Source organism: Vibrio chagasii (assembly GCF_002954585.1).
Classification (GTDB): domain Bacteria; phylum Pseudomonadota; class Gammaproteobacteria; order Enterobacterales; family Vibrionaceae; genus Vibrio; species Vibrio chagasii_A.
In genome coordinates, this window is sequence record NZ_MSCI01000001.1 from 1,331,059 (window position 1) to 1,351,484 (window position 20,426).

16 protein-coding genes are annotated in these 20,426 nt (G+C 44.3%); 9 read left to right on the plus strand and 7 right to left on the minus strand.

The features are described from left to right. Nucleotides 1-120 precede the first annotated feature (120 nt). Both BTO10_RS06190 and BTO10_RS06195 read right to left on the minus strand, forming a co-directional pair. Complete coding sequence (locus BTO10_RS06190; protein WP_105023958.1) at nucleotides 121-1,458, minus strand: MATE family efflux transporter; 1,338 nt, start codon at nucleotides 1,456-1,458, stop codon at nucleotides 121-123. A 210-nt stretch (nucleotides 1,459-1,668) separates the two neighbouring features. Continuing rightward, nucleotides 1,669-2,538, minus strand: coding sequence for an AraC family transcriptional regulator (locus BTO10_RS06195; RefSeq protein ID WP_105023959.1), 870 nt, complete (start codon nucleotides 2,536-2,538; stop codon nucleotides 1,669-1,671). 115 nt (nucleotides 2,539-2,653) lie between these two features. Here BTO10_RS06195 and BTO10_RS06200 point away from each other — a divergent pair, with 115 nt between their 5' ends. From BTO10_RS06200 to BTO10_RS06215, 4 genes are all read left to right on the plus strand, one after another. Then, entirely contained in the window at nucleotides 2,654-3,802 is a 1,149-nt protein-coding gene (locus BTO10_RS06200) for an aminotransferase-like domain-containing protein (RefSeq protein ID WP_105023960.1), read from the plus strand. Between the two features lie 261 nt (nucleotides 3,803-4,063). Further along, complete coding sequence (gene trhO / locus BTO10_RS06205; protein ID WP_105023961.1) at nucleotides 4,064-5,053, plus strand: oxygen-dependent tRNA uridine(34) hydroxylase TrhO; 990 nt, start codon at nucleotides 4,064-4,066, stop codon at nucleotides 5,051-5,053. 178 nt (nucleotides 5,054-5,231) lie between these two features. Continuing rightward, nucleotides 5,232-5,489: a YdcH family protein gene (locus tag BTO10_RS06210; protein ID WP_004737050.1), complete on the plus strand. Its 258-nt coding sequence runs from the start codon at nucleotides 5,232-5,234 to the stop codon at nucleotides 5,487-5,489. A 121-nt stretch (nucleotides 5,490-5,610) separates the two neighbouring features. After that, a complete protein-coding gene (locus BTO10_RS06215) occupies nucleotides 5,611-6,081 on the plus strand; it encodes a GNAT family N-acetyltransferase (protein ID WP_105023962.1) in 471 nt (156 codons plus the stop codon). 27 nt (nucleotides 6,082-6,108) lie between these two features. Here the strand turns inward: BTO10_RS06215 and BTO10_RS06220 are convergent, their stop codons facing one another. Next, on the minus strand, nucleotides 6,109-9,015 hold the full coding sequence (locus BTO10_RS06220) for an alkaline phosphatase family protein (protein ID WP_105023963.1): 2,907 nt from the start codon (nucleotides 9,013-9,015) through the stop codon (nucleotides 6,109-6,111). Between the two features lie 359 nt (nucleotides 9,016-9,374). Between BTO10_RS06220 and BTO10_RS06225 the strand changes: the two genes are divergently transcribed. Continuing rightward, nucleotides 9,375-12,062, plus strand: a complete 2,688-nt coding sequence (locus BTO10_RS06225) for a hypothetical protein (RefSeq protein ID WP_105023964.1) — start codon at nucleotides 9,375-9,377, stop codon at nucleotides 12,060-12,062. A 108-nt stretch (nucleotides 12,063-12,170) separates the two neighbouring features. On the opposite strand, the gene BTO10_RS06230 is transcribed toward BTO10_RS06225, so the two are convergent. Then, nucleotides 12,171-12,509: a DUF1840 domain-containing protein gene (locus tag BTO10_RS06230; RefSeq protein ID WP_004737046.1), complete on the minus strand. Its 339-nt coding sequence runs from the start codon at nucleotides 12,507-12,509 to the stop codon at nucleotides 12,171-12,173. Nucleotides 12,510-12,792: 283 nt separating this feature from the next. Between BTO10_RS06230 and BTO10_RS06235 the strand changes: the two genes are divergently transcribed. Next, nucleotides 12,793-13,983, plus strand: coding sequence for a GGDEF domain-containing protein (locus BTO10_RS06235; protein WP_004737045.1), 1,191 nt, complete (start codon nucleotides 12,793-12,795; stop codon nucleotides 13,981-13,983). Here the strand turns inward: BTO10_RS06235 and BTO10_RS06240 are convergent. Further along, a complete protein-coding gene (locus BTO10_RS06240; protein WP_105023965.1) occupies nucleotides 13,980-14,261 on the minus strand; it encodes a hypothetical protein in 282 nt (93 codons plus the stop codon). The two genes, BTO10_RS06235 and BTO10_RS06240, sit on opposite strands and share 4 nt — an antisense overlap. Nucleotides 14,262-14,418: 157 nt before the next feature. Between BTO10_RS06240 and BTO10_RS06245 the strand changes: the two genes are divergently transcribed. Further along, nucleotides 14,419-15,282: a pirin family protein gene (locus tag BTO10_RS06245; RefSeq protein ID WP_105023966.1), complete on the plus strand. Its 864-nt coding sequence runs from the start codon at nucleotides 14,419-14,421 to the stop codon at nucleotides 15,280-15,282. 167 nt (nucleotides 15,283-15,449) lie between these two features. Here BTO10_RS06245 and ppnP read toward each other — a convergent pair whose 3' ends face one another. Next, nucleotides 15,450-15,731: a pyrimidine/purine nucleoside phosphorylase gene (gene ppnP / locus BTO10_RS06250; RefSeq protein ID WP_004737042.1), complete on the minus strand. Its 282-nt coding sequence runs from the start codon at nucleotides 15,729-15,731 to the stop codon at nucleotides 15,450-15,452. Nucleotides 15,732-16,040: 309 nt separating this feature from the next. Here ppnP and BTO10_RS06255 point away from each other — a divergent pair, with 309 nt between their 5' ends. Both BTO10_RS06255 and BTO10_RS06260 read left to right on the plus strand, forming a co-directional pair. Then, complete coding sequence (locus tag BTO10_RS06255) at nucleotides 16,041-16,505, plus strand: DUF2850 domain-containing protein (protein ID WP_105023967.1); 465 nt, start codon at nucleotides 16,041-16,043, stop codon at nucleotides 16,503-16,505. 377 nt (nucleotides 16,506-16,882) lie between these two features. Then, nucleotides 16,883-19,423, plus strand: a complete 2,541-nt coding sequence (locus tag BTO10_RS06260) for a glycosyl hydrolase family 18 protein (RefSeq protein ID WP_105023968.1) — start codon at nucleotides 16,883-16,885, stop codon at nucleotides 19,421-19,423. Nucleotides 19,424-19,544: 121 nt separating this feature from the next. Here BTO10_RS06260 and BTO10_RS06265 read toward each other — a convergent pair whose 3' ends face one another. Next, nucleotides 19,545-20,393, minus strand: a complete 849-nt coding sequence (locus BTO10_RS06265; protein ID WP_105023969.1) for an alpha/beta hydrolase — start codon at nucleotides 20,391-20,393, stop codon at nucleotides 19,545-19,547. Nucleotides 20,394-20,426 lie beyond the last annotated feature (33 nt).

The window sequence follows — 20,426 nt, forward strand, 5'->3', positions numbered from 1 at the left end:
TTTTGCTGTTTGATTGACCGATTTTAACGATTTATCGGGTACAAAAAAGCGCCGTCTAAATTTACTGTATAAAGATAGACAAGCGCTTTCATAAAGTTTTAAAAGTGGCTTTAGATAGAGTTAATTCGTAGCCCCATTAAGACTCTCTTTTGCCGGGTAACACTTCTGTTTAACCTGAGTGATGAGCGGGTACAGGAAGGCAATACGCCCAAGGTAGAACAGCGTAAACGCTAACCACAAACCATGATTACCCCATGCACCAACTGCTAGTGCCTGGACAACCAAGAACACCAACAACGTAGCAATACTCGAGTCACGAACCGGACGGGTTGTGCCTGTTCCAGTAAAGATGCCGTAAACCGTCAAACCAAACCCAGCCACCAGCGGAAACGCAATCAGCCACGGTGCCATCTCATAGTATAAAGCAACTAGCGCCGGAATATCGGTAAACAAGAAAACGATCATATCTTTAAACGCCAAAGTCAGTAGCGTTAGCGCAGCAATGAAACCTGCGGTCCATTGGAAGTTAAGCCTTAATACACTCTCCAACATTGAAGCATTTTTTTGACCAACCGCTTTACCCGCAAACACGCTCGATGCGTTAGCAATGCCATCAAACATGTAGCTGACTATAAAGGTCACCTGCATCAAGATCGCGTTAGCGGCCAGAACATCAGTACCCAGTTTAGAACCGGTGCGCGCCATCATATTGAAGAACACCAAGATACAGATAGTGCGTAACAGTAGGTCAGTATTTGATGAGATGATTGTCGACAGGTCTTTCTTGGTCATCTTAGAGCCTTGTAGGAACTCAGATACCGAGATATTACTCGTCTTCATAACCAGCGTCATACCAATCGCAAAGGTGGTGATTTGTGCAATCAAACTTGCGTATGCCACCCCCGCAACACCTAAATCGAAATACAGTACGAACACCGCATCCAAAACAATGTTTAACACGTTGCCAAACACTTGTGTGTAAAGGACTTCTTTGGCTTTCGCCTGCCCCATCAACCATCCAATAATGGTGTAATTGAGCAGGACAAAAGGCGCACCATAAATGAGAATGTTGAAATAGATATTCGCTTGCTCAGCAACATTCGACTCCGGTTCAATCACCCACATCGCACCTTGCCAGATGAGGGGTTGTATCAAGATAAAGATCAAACCCACCAAACCAGACAGCACAAATGGGCGCATCAAACTGCCCGCCAGTTCTGAGCGATCACCCTTGCCTAACGCCATCGCACTTTGCCCTGTTGTGCTGACACGAAAGAAGCCAAACAACCAATACATGGTGTTCATGATAATGGTGCCAATCGCCACACCTCCTATCAATTCAGCAATACCAAGTTGGCCAATGACAGCAGTATCCACCGCACCGAGTAGAGGTTGAGTAACCGTGGAGATAATGAAAGGGAAAGCGATTTTCAGATAATCTTTGTGAGTAATAGTCATGTTTACTAGCAGGTGATATTAAGAACTATTTGCAATAAGACGGTGATGCTATCGTTTAATCCGTATGTTGTCATCTTTTAATGGAGTGCATTATCAACAAAGCGTGTCTATCTTAGTCCACCGGCATAGAATCGTTGTCAGCCATTAGTCGTGCTAATTTGTCTCAACAAAAGAGCAAAGTCTGGTTCAACAAAACAGCACAACCATCGATCAGTAGAAACTCACGGGAAGATAGAAATCAAGCTCGAACACTTCATCACTATTTAAGAAATGATTCTGATGATAGTGCACATAGGCTGGTGTTGAACGCTGCTTGAAACCTGATGTAGGTAACCATTTTTCTAATACCATACTGATCTGTGGTAGCAATTCTCCATAACGGCCATTGAGTCGAAACACGGCATGTAAGCCGCCGGGAATCACCATCTGATTGACCACGCTGCGATACTTGATCGGTTCACTGATCGCGATACACGCCACATAGCGACACTGGTCCATTTCAACCCAAGCTGGGTTTGAGTGATGCAAACCAAACTGGGTCGAAAAATCACGCTGTTCGGCGTTCGCCCACGCTTTCAATATCAACCACGCATTACGAATAGAACGGTTATAGCCAGTGTGTCGCACATATGCCGCCATGCGCTCAGGTGTTTCCACGATTTTAGGCTCGGGTAGCTTGCGCTGTGCGACATTTTGATAACCAACCGCCACCTCTGGATCTTTCAAATAAGGCTTTTCGGCGATCTGCAAATCGTGTTTTCTCCACTCGCCCGGAGACATATTAAAGGTCGCTTTAAACGCCCGGCTAAATGAAGACACCGAACTGAAACCACATTTATTGGCTATCTCAACCACCGACGAGCTGGTATCGAACATCAACTGATTAGCGGCATACTCCATCCGAGTACGTCGGATATATTGGTGCAGCGACTCCCCCACCACACTTTTGAAGGTGCGATGAAAGTGTTGCTCTGAGTAGGCTGCTATCTCAGAGAGCTCTTTGGCAGACAACGGCTGGCTGATGTCTTGATGAATATGGAAAAGAACATCATTGATTCGAGATATGTGTTGACGTGACATCGTTTAAATAGCATAAATGGACATGTTTAAGAGCATAAATGGACACGCTAGTTTTTACAATTGCCGTGTAATATCAAGCGATAGAATAGAAACGAAAAACGATGAGACACAAAAAATGGAAATCGCACAGTCATTACAACAAATTCAATCTTCATATATTCGAGAGATCCTCGCTGCAGCAAGCGACCCAAACGTCATATCATTAGCAGGTGGCCTGCCGGATGAGAAAACCTTCCCGATCGATTTAATGAAGCCAACGCTAGAAAACCTAGCGAACATGCCTGAAGTTTTCCAATACGGCTCAACAGCGGGTTACGGCCCTTTGCTTGACCACCTAACGCAAAGCTACCAATTGCCAGAAACTCACACTGCGATGATCTGTACAGGCTCTCAGCAAGGTCTAGATTTGATTGCTCGTGCGTATGTCGATCCGAATGATGTAGTGGTAATGGAAGCGCCGAGCTACTTGGGTGCGATGCAAGTGTTTGGCTTGGTTCAAGCAAACATCGTGACTGTGTCTCAAACTGAATTTGGCCCTAACCTAGATGAACTAGAAACGTGCTTCGCCGAGCAATCGCCAAAGATGTTCTACGCGGTGCCAGATTTCCATAACCCAACAGGCGTATGCTGGACAACAGAGACTCGCCAAAAAGTGGCTGAGCTGTGTATCAAATACAACGTCGCGTTCATCGAAGATGCACCATACCGAGAGCTACGTTTCACAGGTACAGAGCTGCCGTTGGTTTCGTCTTTCTGCCCTGACAACTCTATCGTTCTTCGTTCATTCTCTAAGATCGCATCACCTGGCTTACGTATTGGTGCGGTAACGGGTAAACGCAGCTACCTTGAACCACTGATCAAGGTGAAGCAAGGTGCAGATTTACACTCAAGCGTTCCGATGCAGGCCCTACTGCTTGGCCTTCTAAAGCACCAAGACTTTAACGCACACATGGAAAGCATTCGTTCACTGTACAAGTCTCGCTATGAAGTGCTGTTTTCAGAACTAGAACAACAACTGCCTGCTGACTGTGTATTAAAGGCAGTAGATGGCGGGATGTTCATTTGGGTTGAGATTCCAGAATGCGATACTTTTGAACTGGCTAAGACCCTACTTTCAAATGGTGTGGCGGTTGTACCAAGCCCAGTATTCTATCCAAAGCCGGAGGGAGCAAAAGCTGCACTGCGCTTAAACTTCACTAACGCTAACCCAGAAGAACTGACTGAAGCGGTCAAACGCTTAGCGGAAGTACTTAACCAAGCGTAATCGCTGATTAAGTAAGACAGATTCAACACCAAGCCCTACTGTATTTGTACAGCAGGGCTTTTTCGTTCCTCAAATCATAAATCCACAATAAAACAGGTGATAAATAGCCCTACACTTGGTTGGTTTTTGTCCTACATCGCCTTAGTTATACTGCTGCGGATTTTAATAAGCCATCATGACGAGCTAGGTATCAATACCCAGCTATGATCAGAATAGGCAACCGCTCTGGATTTACGTTCCAGCTCGCAGAAAGGAAAAACCATGTCTCAATATGTTGTATGTGCTCTGTATAAATTCGTAGCACTTGATGATTACCAAGAAATTCGCCAACCGCTAACTGAGCTTCTAGAAGCCAATAACATTCGCGGTACTTTGTTACTTGCAAGTGAAGGTATCAACGGTACCGTTGCAGGTAAGCGCGAATCTATCGACGCCCTCCTTCAATGGTTCAAGCAAGACGACCGTCTAGCGGATGTTGTTTACAAAGAGTCGTTCAACGACGAACAACCATTCAACCGCACCAAGGTTAAGCTTAAGAAAGAGATCGTAACCATGGGTGTTGAAGGCATCGACCCTCGCCATGTTGTCGGTACTTACGTTAAGCCAAACGAATGGAACGACCTTATCTCTGATCCAGATGTGGTCTTGGTTGATACTCGCAACGACTATGAAGTGGACATCGGCACATTCAAAAACGCGGTAAACCCAAACACGGAAACTTTCCGTGAATTCCCTCAGTACGTTGAAGACAATCTAGATCCTAAGAAGCACAAGAAAGTCGCGATGTTCTGTACAGGTGGTATTCGTTGTGAAAAATCAACAGCCTACATGAAAGAGCAAGGCTTTGAAGAGGTTTACCACCTTGAAGGCGGCATTCTAAAGTACCTAGAAGAAGTGCCTGAAGAAGAGAGTATGTGGGAAGGCGATTGCTACGTGTTTGATGGCCGTGTTGCCGTTAACCACCAGCTAGAAAAAAGTGGCTACGATGTATGTAACGCTTGTCGTCTACCAATCACAGAGGGAGACAAAGCCTCTGAGCACTTCGAGAAAGGCGTAAGCTGCCCTAAGTGTTTTGATAAGCACACGGACGAGCAGAAAGCGCGTTTCCGTGAGCGTGAAAAGCAAGTACAGCTATCAAATGCACGCGGCGAAACTCACGTAGGTGGCGATGCTGCTCACCTAATCGAGCAACGTAAGAAAGAAAAATTGGCATACAAAGAGCAACAACGCTCTGGCAAAAAAGCGAAATAATCTCCTAGGAGAAGCGCTATAGCGGTCAACGCAACTGATAGAACAAAGGGCATCAGCGAATCCAATTGGGAACGCTAATGCCCTTTTTTGATCCTAATCTCGCTTTGTGTTTTGAACCACATTTATCTTCAAAAATAGGTTCTATACTGAAGTTAATTTAACGAAAGAGGAAGTGCCAATGCTCAATGAAAACCATGCCTTTATCTTAGATTTCCCAGAGCTAAAATTAGACATTGTTCAACTCAACCACGACGACGAAAAGTTCAAAGCAGACATGCAAAAGTATCATCAGCTTGATTATGACATCCGTGAATTGGAAATATCAGGTAGTCCGATTGATGACGACAGCATGCACAACCTCAAAGTAGAACGCATGGAGCTCAAAGACGCGCTACACAAGCAACTCACTCGACATCACGCTCTGAAAATGGTTTAGCCAAGTTTCTAACAATCAACTTTCAAGGCCACGTATCTACGTGGCTTTTTCATTTAGTATAAATATCAGCCGCTTATGGTATTGTTTGCTTATCGAGATTCAGGGTAAGGAAATAGAAAGAATGACAAGCAAATACGGAGAACTTCGATTAGAAACCGTCTTAAGCTCCGAGTTTAAAGAGCTGTTTGACTGCGTTAAGCAAGGTATCTTCGAACACGTCGACAATGTGTTTGGCTGGGATGACGAGTTTCAGCGCAACCGCCTCTCAAACGACTACCAGCCGTCTTGGTTTCATTGGGTGTATAGAGGCTCTCAAAAGGTCGGGCTTACCTGCTTCAAACCTTACGACAACGCATACCACGTTCACTTATTGATTATTTTCCCTCAACATCAAAGCCAAAACATCGGTCAACAAGTCATGATGCTGATTCACAATAAAGCTCGCCTGGAACAGCGAAACCAAGTCACGTTATCTAGCTTCAAAGGCAACACTCGCGCCATCCAATTTTATGAGGGGCTTGGCTATCAAATCGTTGATAATAGTGATGAGGATTTTGTCGGAATGACTCTCTCCCTTAATAACTATTTATAAGTCGTTAATTAGGGAGAGAGTAACGCATTAACGAATATCCAATTTATTCAACAATGAAGGGAAACCCCAACCATTCTCGCCTGCTACTACGAGTTCTCCAGTTAGATACTCATAGAGAGTCGGTGCCAGCGAACCATTAGCTTCGATCTTTAATGGCAATGAGTTCTCACCAATTGGAGATCCCCAAAATCCGATAAATGCATCTTTCTCTAAATAGTCTTCACCTGCGTGACGCCCCGGTACTATTGTGTTGTAACCAATTCCTGCTTTAGGGAACAAATTAATAGTACCGGCTCTATCCTCAAGATAAATGTTAGCCAGTTGATTGACCGAATCAGGTCGAGGAGTCAATTGAGTTAAATCCGTCCACTCACTGCGACTACACCAAGTTGAATCATCTTCCTTAACTGAACGGTTTATGCACTTTTCCAACAACCGAGAGTAAGCAGAAAAATCAGCTTTACTTGGTGATCCAAGATATGGGTTTAACGTTTGGATATTCAGTAAGGTAGGTGCCTGATTACCCATTAATGACTCATAAAATAGCTTGTCACCGTGTCGGGTGATCAACTCGTCAACGCGCTTAAGATCACGATTGCCGATCACTCGAACAGAGCAAGCTCGCTCGCCACAGGCACTCTCTCTTACCACCATATAATCGAGACTCTCAGGTAAGCGTTTTGCTATCTCATCAATAACATTAATGCTGCCATCTTTTGGGGCAGCAATAGGCGCCCACTGTACCAACTCCTGATAAAGCGGCTGTACAGTCCAACCCTGCTTTGAGTTAAAGAAATCCATCATAAAGTTGCCACCGGCGGTCGAAGCAACCACGACATCAACATGTTTAGAGCTTGGATAATTCAACGCATTCGTTATTTTAGGCCCCTCACCTTCATCCGAGGAAATTTTCTTCACCACAATTGGGTAATCAAGCTCTGCTTGTAACCCATAAAAAACTTGCTTCTCAGGATTCAATGAATAGAACACAGGTGTTAGCCCGTGATCCCCAGCCATTCCCCACAACGTCTTATCGTAGACACCAGCACTTTTATAAGTCGCTTCTATTTGACGAATCCAATAATCCAAACGATTTAACTCACCGGTTGGCATTAAAATCTCGTCACTAAAAGGCCCTGTAAAATGGGCGAAGTGATCGGGCCATGGGTTATACACCAAGGTGTAATCTGGCATCCCGTTGCCATCAAGCTCCGCAAACTGAGTTATCGACTGTTTAACTTGCGCTTTTTTAGATAACTTAGTGAACAAGTCAAAACTTGAAATAGACTGGTAGGCCTCGATGTCTTCTATCAAGGCCTTTCTTTTCTCTCGTAAAGCTACTTCAACTTCAGAGCGTGCCTGAAGCTCTTTTACACAACGTTTCTCACCGTAATCGCGTAATGACTCCCCTAAACCTAAGTTCACCAGACCATCATAACTTGTATGTGCATTCCAATCGTATTGAGCATTACAATTCAGAGTTTTAAGGTAATCGAGACGATCAAACATCGTCTGTACCTTGTTGTCTACCATTAGTACATCCAGCTGGAGCGCATCATTCCCAAAGAAGTAATAAGCTCGGTCGATATCCCTGTCCACAAAGTGGAAGTTAGGCACGCCTGTACCACCTTCACCAGAAACCTTAGCGCCCGTTTTGATAATAGGCAGGTTACGCACGCTGATGGTTGGAGTCGACGAGATACCGACGCGGCTAATATTGTCTCGATGATCTTGATAAAGCTTTTTAAAGAAAGGCAGATAATGTGGATCACGGTAGGTTTGTTCAGATAGAACTTCCATGAACCTCACTTGTTGTTGATGCTCAGGTTCGATCACCTTTTCTATCTCGGGTTTATATTTCGCTCGGTCTTTATGGTTCTGATAAGCAACCGAAATAAAAGGCGTGCCTTCATTGACCAAACCCTCAATCAACCCTTGTTGTAAGCCATCTACCGTCACTTGCACAGCAAAGCGTTTATTCTGTTGGGATTCCAAAAACTGGATTAGAGAGTCCGGCTGCTCATCAAAGGCTTGCTGCATCCAATCATCAAGCGCTTCAGCTCGCTCATCTTTATAAACAAATTGCCGGTAGGCTTTGAGTAAATTCAAGCGAACAAAATCAATAAGCGTGATAGTAAGAGCTTGTGCTTTGTTATTCGACTTATCGGCATTTTCCGGCTTACCATCCTCGGCAATTGCGAGCATTGCCGATTTCATGTCACCCTCTTCCATGCCCGACGCTGCCTGAGCAATTAACTCAACAATAATCGGTTGTATCTGATTAATGATTGCTAAATCTTCAGGACTGTTAGTTAAATAGGTGTAGCTCTCTGGCAATCTTTCCATATCTTGCCAAACACCAATCTCAAACAGCGCATCGTAGATCACAACCATGTTCGCAATGAAGTGTTCATCGATTCGAATACCCTCATGATGTCCGGTTGCTTCTGTGGACGTATCAGGCTCTTTGTAATCAGAATCAGGCGCATCACCCACATAATAGAGGCTATGTTCAAAGCCTCTTAATACCTCATCATCGTAGACTGTCGATAGGTATGCTTTGAATACATCTTCACTGCCCAAGCCCGAATAGCGATCGTAGTAACTATAGAGAAAGTACCCCAAAGGAATGGAGTAAGTCGGGTTAGACAACTGAGCGATCACCCGCGCTTTCGTTTTAGCATCTAAAGGCAGTGCGAGAATGTACGCATCTAGCGTTACGCCCGCGATCGTAAAGATCGCTGCATCGCGAGTTAATGTAGCCGAATAACTCAGGCTTGAAAGCACCTGGTTTTTCAAAACCTCACTTGAACTGAATACACCACCAATGACAGGCGTTGTCGATATATCGGCAACACTAGACGTTGGTACAACCGCTAAAGAAAGCGTGCTAAATAAAAAGGCACGGCAACGACTTGGGGAATAGAAACTCATCAAATACCCTTAGTTTAATGTGTTTTTATAAATGTAAGTTATTGTTCCAGTTTAGTTTAACAACCAAAAAATGCGCAATGATGCACATCTCAAGTACCCAATGAGCTGTCACTTATTAACTGGTAGTAATATCAATTACAAACACCATTCATTCACTAGAGATATGACTCGCATATAAAAACATTCAAATTTGATGTAACTCTAGAATAAAAGCTCCTTTGCTTTCCGCGCAATCCCTACTTGATACATTCCACAATAATGGCACTCGATTTATAAATAGTCATATTTATCAATGACATTCCGCCAATTGATTTCTAAATAGAAGACTTTTATCAATAACTCAATAAAGGAGAACTAACATGAATGGTCAACGTTCACTGTTAGCAGTGGCAATAGCCCTAGGGATAGCAGGATGTGGTAGCGATAGTTCGAATAGCCCCGCAACGGATAGTGGGGGGGCAACGGCAACAACAGCATCTCTTACTGCCAAAGCCGCAGATGGCTATCTAGTAGGTGCTAATGCATGTTTGGATCTAAACAGCAACAAGGAGTGTGATAAGGATGAGCCAAATGCAGTAACCGGCGACAATGGCGAATTCACCATTGATAACTTAACTCAAGAGCAACTAGAGCAGATCACTCTATTGATTGAAGTTGTCGCCGGACAAACCATCGACACGGATAACCCAGGAGTAGTGTTAAACAAAAGCTACCGCTTAACGGCTCCACCACAATCAGAGTTTATTAGCCCGTTAACCACACTCATACAAAATGAAATTGAAAGTGGCGCATCATTAGATGAAGCCAAAGCAACTATTCAAGAGAAATTAGGGACAACGCTCGACTTAACTCAAGATTACATTGAGGCCAAAAATAACGACAAGCTAGCCGACTCACAAAAAGCAGCTTTTGAAAACCTACACCGCGTTGCTCAAGTTACGGCATCGGTCATGGCAGAGAATACTGACGCACTATCAGAAACCGCAGCGGGTGCTGGTATTTCTGTAGAAGCGCTCACAGCGTTGATCAATGAAGAAGTAACTCGAGTACTAGATGAAGTCGTCAAAAATATTGAAGCCGCGGGAGAAAACTTCAACCCGAGCGACATTGCTGGCAGCATTAATCGCGACCACATCGACATTGATGACTCTAACCTTGAAGATAAAATCAAAGAAAACGAAGCAAATAAAGAATCTAAGCAAGCCGACCTTGCGAAGCTGATTAAAACGGATGGCATCAATTGGTTTGGTGGTGAGAATGACACAGGCAAAGACTTGATGGTCGCCTATGGAACACTAAAAGCGGATTCTGATAACTCTGTCACCGAAACCAGTTACATTTATGACTATTTTGCAGAACAGTTTATCGAGGTAGAAACAACTCTGGACTCCAATGGCATGGTATTGGGTCAAAATGGTTGGGAAACTAGCAATGACACTTTAACTAGCATCAAGCCAAATAAAAACGGCAGTGTCATTCTTGAGTCGAGCAGCTCAATTTTTAATGAAGTTGCTAGTGCTAAGCAGTTGGATATTAGCGGTCTTAATGTTCGCTCAATCATGGATCAAACAGATGGTGAGAACGTTTGGTCTCTAATTATGCCAGCAGGATTAAAATTCCCAGATAACACCACAGCATACAAGTTGTCAGTAGAAGATCTCTACGACAACATTTATTACTTTTATAAGGGTGATTGGTGTGCTGAACACGATCCAGATCGTTACCAAGCGCTCAATAACTCGTGTAACGGAATAAGTGCTTTTAAAAATGGCGACGTTACAGATACATGGCTGGCAACTTTAGCATCGACTATTGCTGACGATGAGTCAGATCGTCATGAAACAGCATCTAACAATCATGATGACTTAATCCCGATGGCGGGCTTCGAAAGTGCTGAACTATTTGCACAGCTTCTATCTAACGGTACCGTTGTTTATTATTCAAGATCGTGGGAAGGAAATACTCAGTTCTTGAGATTAGCAGACCTTGGTTTGTGGAAAGATATCTCATTGAACGGTGAAGTTGTACGTCAGGTTACGATTCCAGAGTCCATCCACTCACAAACCACATGGTCAAACTATCAAAGACAAGATAACTCTGCTTACCTATCTGTTGTCGACGGGTTTGTGCGTATAACCTATAAAGAGAACGAAGAGCTTGATAGTGAAGCCTATATCTTTGATGAAGCAACTAAACAGTTCATTTTAGATAACGCATTAACGCCACAGCCTCTACACCCTCTAAATCTACAGGCTTGTCTTGACTCGCTACCAGATGCCGGGTTCGCACCAGCAACCAATGACGTCACGCTTTACGATGTACAGCGCACACCTATGTGGGAAGAAGATCCTGTTACCGAAAATCTAACTTATGAGTTTACCTATCTTGGGGATACTTTTTCTTGGCTGAATGACGTTACGTTAGTCACTGGACTTCCAAGTTGGATTTCTGACCTAGAGGATAGTCTAGAAAAAACACGTATCGATATTAAAGATTCGGAAGGTATTCTAATCGGTTATGAGTTCTCATATAGCTCTGAAGGTCACTATCTAGGTCAAGAAGGCTTTAACTCTGATGACTCGTTAGGTTGGGGGTCAGCGAAAGCAGTATTACCTCTAGCGGTTGCTGATAACCAAAAAATCATCAATCAAACGGTAGACTTTGGAACGTCAACCAACGCACCACTCACCTCTCAGCTCGATTATTGGTGGGACGAAGAGAGCGGTGACATAATCGAAATAGAGTATCCTGGATTAAGAACCGTTTCTGTTGAAACCTCATTAGATGAAATCATTAACGCACGACCTTACTACCTATCTACCTTTGACTACCAGCAAACCTACGTAGGTAAAGAGGAAATCACAGTGCCTGCAGGTGCTTTGGAAGCATGTAAAGTAACAAGTAAGACACAGTTCGCGAATGACGGACCGATTGATACTCAAACAACCTGGCTTACTAACCGAGGCTCCATCAAGTCTATTAAAGAGGAACAATCTTGGGGTATGTCGATTGTAATGGAGGCAAAAAGCTTACCTTCTATTCAGTAATCGATAAGTAATAAGAACAAGCCAATATTTTATTGGCTTGTTCTTTTTTACAAACCACACTTTGCACCCGACACAAAAACTGATTCACAAGATGTGGTGTAAAGACCTCTACAAACGCTTACCGCTGCCATCTTCCCACATCACTTCACACTCTTCTTTAATGGCTGCTTTTAATAGTTCTACCAACGGAAATGCTCGGCTGCCAATGTTTACTGGCGCTTCGACAACTTCATCTTCATTGTCGTCATCCGTATCGCCTTGCTCTACAGCTTGATTTTGCTCCGCAGCTATTGCAGTGCGCAGGTTATTCAATGCTTGGGGAACTTCTGAAGCATCGATCGCTCCTGGGATCTTGCCACTATGTCCGAGCATTTTAATAAACTGAAGGCCTACTTCACCAAACATCGTGACGCTTGCGTGCGCCTTGCAACTGAACGTGATTAACATAATTGGTCCCTTGATAACTCAATAGTAAAAGAACTATGTGGAGTAAATTGTTGGAAAGCAAGCACATAATCGCCCGATTGCTTTTGGCGAGCTGCACCACCAGTGACATTTATCACCATTTAGAATGCGTTAATCAACCTTTCATATGAAATCTTGATAATAGTCACATTAAATGATCACCGAAGTTTCCGCATAGCCCATTATTTAATCTAGTATTAATACCATTATCAAAATTAGTGGCACAAATCACATGAACAGGCTTGTAGGAAGGCACCTTGAAGAGATGGCGGATCTCCGCTCTACGCGAAAACAAAAAATCGTCTACTCCTTTTCACTGACTGCTGCCGCGCTCTTTATCTTTTACACATGGGCTTACTTTCAGGGGCAACACTATACGCTGTCCATGTTTGAACTGTGCTTCGCCTTTATCGCTATCGCCAACGCGATTTATGTAAGAAAAGTCTACAACCCTGAGTACTCAGAGCTAATTCTCAGCTGTGTACTGCTTGTGCAAGGCGTCATCCTATTTTTATACAGCTATGCCATTCCCGACCGCATACTTTGGCTCTATCCAATTTTGGCCGCCGTTATTTTCATCAACGACTTCAGAATTGGTGTCATCCTAAGCACCTCTTTTTGTCTATTCATAAGTACGCTGATCACTGCATTGCCTAGCAATTTTTCTCTACCTTTTAACAGCACACATCGCTTTATTCTTAGCTTGTTTACTATGAGCTTGGTGTGCCATACCTCGGCTTACTACTACACTAAAGCAGTAAGTTATATACAGCGCTTGTATAAAGAAGGGATCGAAGACTTAGCTTACCGAGACCAACTCACAGGGCTAGCAAATCGATGGAGCTTTGAACGTTGGGCTATTGAAAAACTCACAACCGTTGATAGTGAGCGATCACTTACTGCATTGGTTTTTTTAGATATCGATGATTTTAAAGGCATCAATGACAGTTATGGACACGATGTGGGCGACAGTGTGCTGCAGCACTTTGCGAATCGCTTGAGCAACAATATTCGAACTCGAGATCGAAAAAGTCACGAATACGACTATTCGATTGCGCGTTTTGCAGGCGATGAGTTTGTATTAATGCTCTACGATATCCCGACGCGAAAAGACCTCGACGGAATCCTAGACCGGATCTGTGGTTTATTCGAAAGCGGCTGCCAAACAAATGAAAGAATAAAAGAACTAACGCTCAGTGTTGGTGTGTCTTTGTATCCACAAGACGCGCAAGACTTACATGAGTTAACGAGATGTGCGGATAAAGCCATGTATGTTGCCAAGCATTCAGGCAAGAACCGATACGCTTATTATCACGACAACCCTGTTTCTCCCCTGATAGAAGAGTGTCCGATAGACAGCATCCATGCAGAAGCCGAATCGTCTAAACATGAAGAGGATGTTCAAACTAACGTAGAAGGGAACAATGTAACGTTACTAAAAACTCGCCAGCGTTAGCCAGCCATATACATGGCCCATAAGCTGACAAGACCAATAACAATAATCCAAACCACTTGCCGAACTCGGCTTCGGTTTTCCCATTTAGATCTGGTGACGGTTTTCAGCGCGGATTCCTTTGCCGAATGCACAAAAGGCGCTTCAACTTCGCGCTTTTTGATGCGACGTTTCACCGCGTTATTCGCAACCTCAGTAAAACGTTGACCTTGATCTTTCGTAAAGTCATTTTCAAAGCCCATTCGACCGTGCCTTTCGCCATGTTTTTGTTGTACTGCCATAGCGGCCTCCTTGGCGGTCTACCCTATATTGAGTATAGACTTAATTTTATATTGTTACCTGTTCAAAATTTTCGAATAAGTCACTCAACGTAGCACCATCTTCTTTATAAATTAAATTCCATACACTAACCCTATTCAAGCTTACGAGGGTTTCAATATGTCGAATGTAAGAACCGTAGAACATGTAATCTCAGCCCATGCCACGTCCGATGGCGATGGGGTTAAAATCCAAAGAGTTGCTGGTTTTAATAACAAACGCTTCTCTCCATTTTTGATGATTGATGAACTCAAATCAGATGAGAGCAAAGGCTATGTTGGCGGCTTCCCTCCCCACCCTCACCGTGGGATAGAGACACTCACCTATATGCTGCAAGGTCACTTTCAGCATAAAGACCACATGGGCAATGTCGGAGAGCTTCGCAGTGGTGGGGCGCAATGGATGGCTGCAGGCCGTGGCGTTATTCACAGTGAAATGCCGATGATGGAGGAAGGTGCACTTCATGGCTTTCAGATTTGGATCAATCAACCTGCCAAAGACAAAATGAAGCCAGCGCAATACCATGACTTCCAAAGCGAAACTATTACTGAACACCAAAGTGAGCAGGGTGGTCTACTAAGAGTCATTGCCGGAGGATTTGAATTACTTAATCCTGTCACTGATACTTTAAAGATACAAGGACCACTACAACAAACGGGCGTGCCACTGAGTGTTTCAGATTGGCGAGCAAGCATTGGGCAACAAATCTCGCTAAGCACTAACGCTAGTCATAATGCCATGACTTATGTGCACAAGGGCAGCCTTAAAATTGGTGAAAAGATCATAAGCCAAGGTCAACTGGCGTTCCTAACAAGCGCTGAAGTACTGTCTTTAGAAAGCCAAGAGGATTCCGGTGCGCTTATCTTTGTCGGAGAGCCAATCGATGAACCGGTTGTACATTATGGTCCATTTGTCATGAACTCTATGGAAGAGATTGAACAAACCATTCAAGACTATAACAGCGGCGTATTTGAAACTTATTAGTGTTTGGTTCGGACTTTTGAAGGATTGAGAAGATAACAACGAATTTGGTCGTCGATTTGATGACTGTAAAACAAGTGGCACTATCCACTGCCGGTTATTATCACTTATTTAACCACGCTCTTAGAGCGTGGTTTTTTCTTATTGGAGAGAAGCTAGCTCACTTATCCCTAAAGGTACTCACATAGGTAAGCCGTTGCTTCTTTTACTTGCAGGTCGAAAGAAGATTCGCCCGCAACGTCAAAAGATTCTCCAGATCGGTATGTAGTCCAGTCGTCATCGCCAACACGCTTTACAATCAGAGCGCCTTTAACCACTGTCATCTTTTCAGGAGCAGCCGTACCGAAGGTATATTCGCCAGCCGCCATCACACCAACACTCACATCAGCGCCAGATTGATTAAACGCTAACGATTTAACGCCACCTTCAAAGTATGTGTTTTCTTTAATCATTGTACTTCCTTGTTGTCTTTAAATTGCAGTTATTTGGCTCAACGAATAAGCCTACCTGTAGACTTAGGTGATAATTGTTTTAACCAATTCGCGACTTTCCTACAAGAAATAAATACGCATAACTTAAGATTTACTGACAGCAACTTCCATTGATGACATAAATATTGGTGGTAATACTCAAAGAAACATCAAAGCAAGCCTATTTATCGTAACATTGGATCTTGCTTCTAACTCTTTTACCAATCTTTGCAAACAAAGATTTTAATTTATAGACTCAAAGACGGTACAAGCAAAAAAAACGAAGAGATAATGGCAAAAAAGCCCACTAAAAGCAGAGATATATTTGCCAACTCACTACTCTACGGCTTTCTATTAGCTGGTTTTATGATTGCCGTCACCGCTGGTTATTTTGCTTATCAAGCCCACCAAAAGTCTGTCAGCCCAAGTAACGTACATGGTAATTGGATTGAGATTGGTGCTCCACCATACGATACCGACATCCTAACCCTTTCTGAAAAAGGGGTAATGATCAATCATCGCCTTATCACCACTTCGTTTGAGTTTGACGGTAAAATCGTCACGATCAATACAGGCTCTGGACCAAGGGTTTACACCATCAGTGGTACCTACGATTCACCTCGCCTAAAGCGACTGGAGCCAAGCACACCTGCCCAGCAATTTATTAAAGAAGGCTTTGAGCATACCGCTACCGGTGATAATCACAGTGTCATGCAACAAAGAAGAGCGTCATTAGCTGAGCAATTCAAAAAATAGTCTTCAATCGCCAAAATCACTCCACCAACACGCTTCATACCTCTCCTCACCACTAATTCGTGATCTTGCTTCAACGTCACGATATTTTCATGCAGCTAGTCGCATTTTAACATAACTTCATGTCGTGCAATTTCACATATGAGATTTTCATGCTAGGTGATATTTCATTTTATAAAACATGGACTCGACCTCTCACTCACTAAGCAACAAATTTGTAACAAGATACAATTTTTTAGTTGTCCATCGAAAACAGATTTATTTTCAGTTATGAAATTAAAACTCTCTCGAATACTGACGGGGAAGCTCCTTCAAAAGTGATCGGAGCAACTTATAGGGCCATTTGGTTCTCGTAACCTTCAAGGAATGAGAGAAATAGTATGATTCGTTTTAATACCTGTGCGGCGAGCATTGCTCTAGCGCTATCTGGTGCAGCATTAGCTGCTCCAACAGCACCTAGCATCGATATGTACGGTTCCAACAACCTACAGTTTTCTAAAATTGAACTCGCGATGGAAACCACTTCTGGCTACAACCAGATGGTTAAGTATCACGACGAAGCAAAAGTCGACGTTAAGTTTAACCAGTGGAGCGGAACGACAGGAAACGCGTACAACATCTACTTTGATGGCGTCAAGGTTGCGACCGGTCCAATCACTGGCAGCCAAACTACAGCTTCATTCGAATACGGCCAGGGTGGCTTGTTTGATATGGAGATCGAAGCGTGTGACGAAACGGGTTGTAGCAAGAGTACACCCGCAAAGATCACCATCGCCGATACGGATGGTGCACACTTGGCACCACTAGCAATGAACATTGATCCAAACAACAAGTCATACAATACAGACCCAAACACAGTAGTGGGTACTTACTTTGTTGAATGGGGCATCTATGGCCGCGATTACACAGTCGACAACCTACCCGCTGATAACTTGACCCATATCCTTTATGGCTTTATCCCAATTTGTGGTCCTAACGAATCAGTGAAATCGGTTGGCGGTAACAGCTACAACGCACTCATGACGGCTTGTCAGGGCGTCAACGATTACGAAGTGGTGATTCATGACCCATGGGCAGCTTTCCAGAAAAGTTTCCCTCAAGCAGGTCACGAGTACAGCTCACCAATCAAGGGCAACTATGCAATGATGATGGCGCTCAAGCAGCGTAATCCGAACCTGAAAATCATCCCTTCAATTGGCGGTTGGACCCTGTCAGACCCATTCTTCGATTTCACAACCAAAGCAAACCGTGACACCTTCGTTGCATCGGTTAAGAAGTTCCTAAATACATGGAAGTTCTATGACGGTGTGGATATCGATTGGGAATTCCCAGGTGGCGGCGGTGCTGCACCAGAACTTGGTGACCCAGTAAATGATGGCCCAGCTTATATCGCACTGATGGCAGAACTGCGCGCAATGCTTGATGAGTTAGAAGCAGAAAATGGTCGTACTTACGAACTCACATCAGCGATCGGTGTTGGTCACGACAAAATTGAGGATGTGGATTACGGTGATGCTATCCAGTACATGGACTACATCTTTGCGATGACTTACGACTTCTATGGCGGTTGGAACAACGTGTTAGGTCACCAGACAGCATTAAACTGCGGTAATTTCATGCGTCCTGGTCAGTGTGATGGATCTGGCATTGATGAAAATGGCAAACCATACACAGGCCCTGCTTACACCACTGACAACGGTATCCAATTACTGCTTCAGCAAGGTGTTCCAGCTAACAAGCTTGTCGTAGGTACAGCAATGTACGGTCGTGGTTGGGAAGGCGTACTACCATCAACACTCTCTGATCCAAGCGACCCTATGACAGGTGTCGGTAATGGCAAACTGAAAGGCAGCACTGCACAAGGTGTATGGGAAGATGGCGTTATCGACTACAAAGGCATTAAAGCGAACATGCTTGGCGCCAACAACCAAGGCATCAATGGCTTCGAATATGGCTACGACGAAATGGCAGAAGCGCCATACGTTTGGAACCGTACTTCAGGTCAGTTGATCACGTTTGATGACGACCGCTCGGTTAAAGCAAAAGGTGCGTACGTGCGTAGCCTTGGTCTTGCGGGTCTGTTCTCTTGGGAAATTGATGCGGATAACGGCGACATCCTAAATGCGATGCACGAGGGTTTAGCAGGTGGCACCACAGAACCTGTGAACAAGAAACCAACCGCATCAGCAGGTGCAGACCAATCTGTTGAAGGCCCTGCTTCTGTTTCTCTGGATGGCAGTGCTTCAAAAGACAGCGACGGCACTATCGCTAGTTACGCTTGGTCACAAGTGAGCGGTCCCGCCGTAACACTGGCTAATGCTAATGCCGCAGTTGCAAGCTTCGATGTCGTTGAAGTCGCACAACAAGAAGCTCTAACATTCAGCCTAACCGTAACAGACAACGAAGGCGCAACGTCAACAGACGCGGTTGTTATAACGGTAAACCCTAAAGATACTGGCCCGGTTAACACAGCACCAGTTGCAGTAGTTACGGCTCCGGCAGAAGTCAATACGGGTGATGTTGTAGTGGTTGATGCGTCAGCGTCTAGTGATGCGGATCAAGACACATTAACCTTCACATGGGATGTACCTGCAGGTATCGATGCAACCGTACAAGGCGCTTCAGTAAGCTTTGTCGCCGCTGAATACACGCAAGATACGGTACTAAACTTCTCTGTGACAGTGAGTGATGCTACAGATACATCAGTCGCGGCTGTATCAGTGAAAGTACTTAAGAAAACCACAGACGGCGGTACGTGTACAAACGCTTGGGATTCAAGTGCAGTCTACACTGGCGGCGACCAAGTGACTCAGGCTGATAAGGTTTGGGAAGCGAAATGGTGGACCAAAGGTGATGACCCAGTTAACTCTGGTGAGTGGGGCGTATGGAAAGAGATTGGCCCAGCAAACTGCGCTAACTAAAAATAGGTGTAAGCTAAATACTTACTAAAATCCCAAAAGCAAAGGCCAACCAGAAATATCTGGTTGGTCTTTTTGTTGTTTTTTATCCAAGCCTACGTATTACCGAATTGCTTAACTAAACCTAGCCAATCAAGGTATCAAAGCTCTCAAACACTTGCGGGCACTTCATTACTCGCCCGTGACCTTGCCCTTGAGTGGCAATCAAGGTAACGCGATCCATTTCATTCGCTGCACGCTGCGACACATCGAACTTAGTAAACTTATCTTTCTCATCATGCACAATGATGGTCTGAGACTGACGAAGCGCAAGCTTGCCATACGGGTCAACAGACTGAATTGGGTAATTAAACTGCTCTTGTACTTCTTCAACTACCGCCTCGAAAAGCTTCATTGAATAACCAGAACGAGCAACGCTGCCAAACAAATTATCCAAGTAGTCCAATACAGGTGCGATCAGAAGCAACGGCTTGTTTTCTAATTTAACGTGCTTACATTCCAACGCAGAAGCGGTACCCATGCTGTGACCGACCAAACCAGCCACTTCGCCCACCGAATCTAGAATCGCCTCAAGACCGTTCACAAACGCTGGAATATGACCATGCACTCCATCGCTGCCACCATGCGCCGGGTGATCGTAAGCCAGAGCGGTATAACCTTTAGCGGCAATGTGTTCCATCAAAGGGAAGAATTGACTCGCGGTACCAGACCAGCCATGAGTTAATACCCAAACTGGGCCTGTACCCAAAGAGTAAGTTTTTAACACACCATCACGGCCTTTGATTTCGCTCTTGATCAGCCCTTGCGGATCCGCGTTTTTTTGCTCGGTTCGCATTGGCGTAAGCAGCAGTTTACGCGCGGTTTTCTTCGCATGGCTCGGCGCTAAGATGTAATGCAGATTGGTGGTTGCACCAATCAGGCTGCGCTTAAAGCTGAATTTGTTCGATGTATTAAAATAGATTTTGTCACTCATGACCGTTCCTTATCTCGCCAAGTTTATTAGCGT

Coding starts and splice junctions, on each gene's coding strand:
- BTO10_RS06190 (WP_105023958.1), bottom strand. CDS start 1,458: ATGACTATTACTCACAAAGATTATCTGAAAATCGCTTTCCCTTTCATT.
- BTO10_RS06195 (WP_105023959.1), bottom strand. CDS start 2,538: ATGTCACGTCAACACATATCTCGAATCAATGATGTTCTTTTCCATATT.
- BTO10_RS06200 (WP_105023960.1), top strand. CDS start 2,654: ATGGAAATCGCACAGTCATTACAACAAATTCAATCTTCATATATTCGA.
- trhO (WP_105023961.1), top strand. CDS start 4,064: ATGTCTCAATATGTTGTATGTGCTCTGTATAAATTCGTAGCACTTGAT.
- BTO10_RS06210 (WP_004737050.1), top strand. CDS start 5,232: ATGCTCAATGAAAACCATGCCTTTATCTTAGATTTCCCAGAGCTAAAA.
- BTO10_RS06215 (WP_105023962.1), top strand. CDS start 5,611: ATGACAAGCAAATACGGAGAACTTCGATTAGAAACCGTCTTAAGCTCC.
- BTO10_RS06220 (WP_105023963.1), bottom strand. CDS start 9,015: ATGAGTTTCTATTCCCCAAGTCGTTGCCGTGCCTTTTTATTTAGCACG.
- BTO10_RS06225 (WP_105023964.1), top strand. CDS start 9,375: ATGAATGGTCAACGTTCACTGTTAGCAGTGGCAATAGCCCTAGGGATA.
- BTO10_RS06230 (WP_004737046.1), bottom strand. CDS start 12,509: ATGTTAATCACGTTCAGTTGCAAGGCGCACGCAAGCGTCACGATGTTT.
- BTO10_RS06235 (WP_004737045.1), top strand. CDS start 12,793: ATGGCGGATCTCCGCTCTACGCGAAAACAAAAAATCGTCTACTCCTTT.
- BTO10_RS06240 (WP_105023965.1), bottom strand. CDS start 14,261: ATGGCAGTACAACAAAAACATGGCGAAAGGCACGGTCGAATGGGCTTT.
- BTO10_RS06245 (WP_105023966.1), top strand. CDS start 14,419: ATGTCGAATGTAAGAACCGTAGAACATGTAATCTCAGCCCATGCCACG.
- ppnP (WP_004737042.1), bottom strand. CDS start 15,731: ATGATTAAAGAAAACACATACTTTGAAGGTGGCGTTAAATCGTTAGCG.
- BTO10_RS06255 (WP_105023967.1), top strand. CDS start 16,041: ATGGCAAAAAAGCCCACTAAAAGCAGAGATATATTTGCCAACTCACTA.
- BTO10_RS06260 (WP_105023968.1), top strand. CDS start 16,883: ATGATTCGTTTTAATACCTGTGCGGCGAGCATTGCTCTAGCGCTATCT.
- BTO10_RS06265 (WP_105023969.1), bottom strand. CDS start 20,393: ATGAGTGACAAAATCTATTTTAATACATCGAACAAATTCAGCTTTAAG.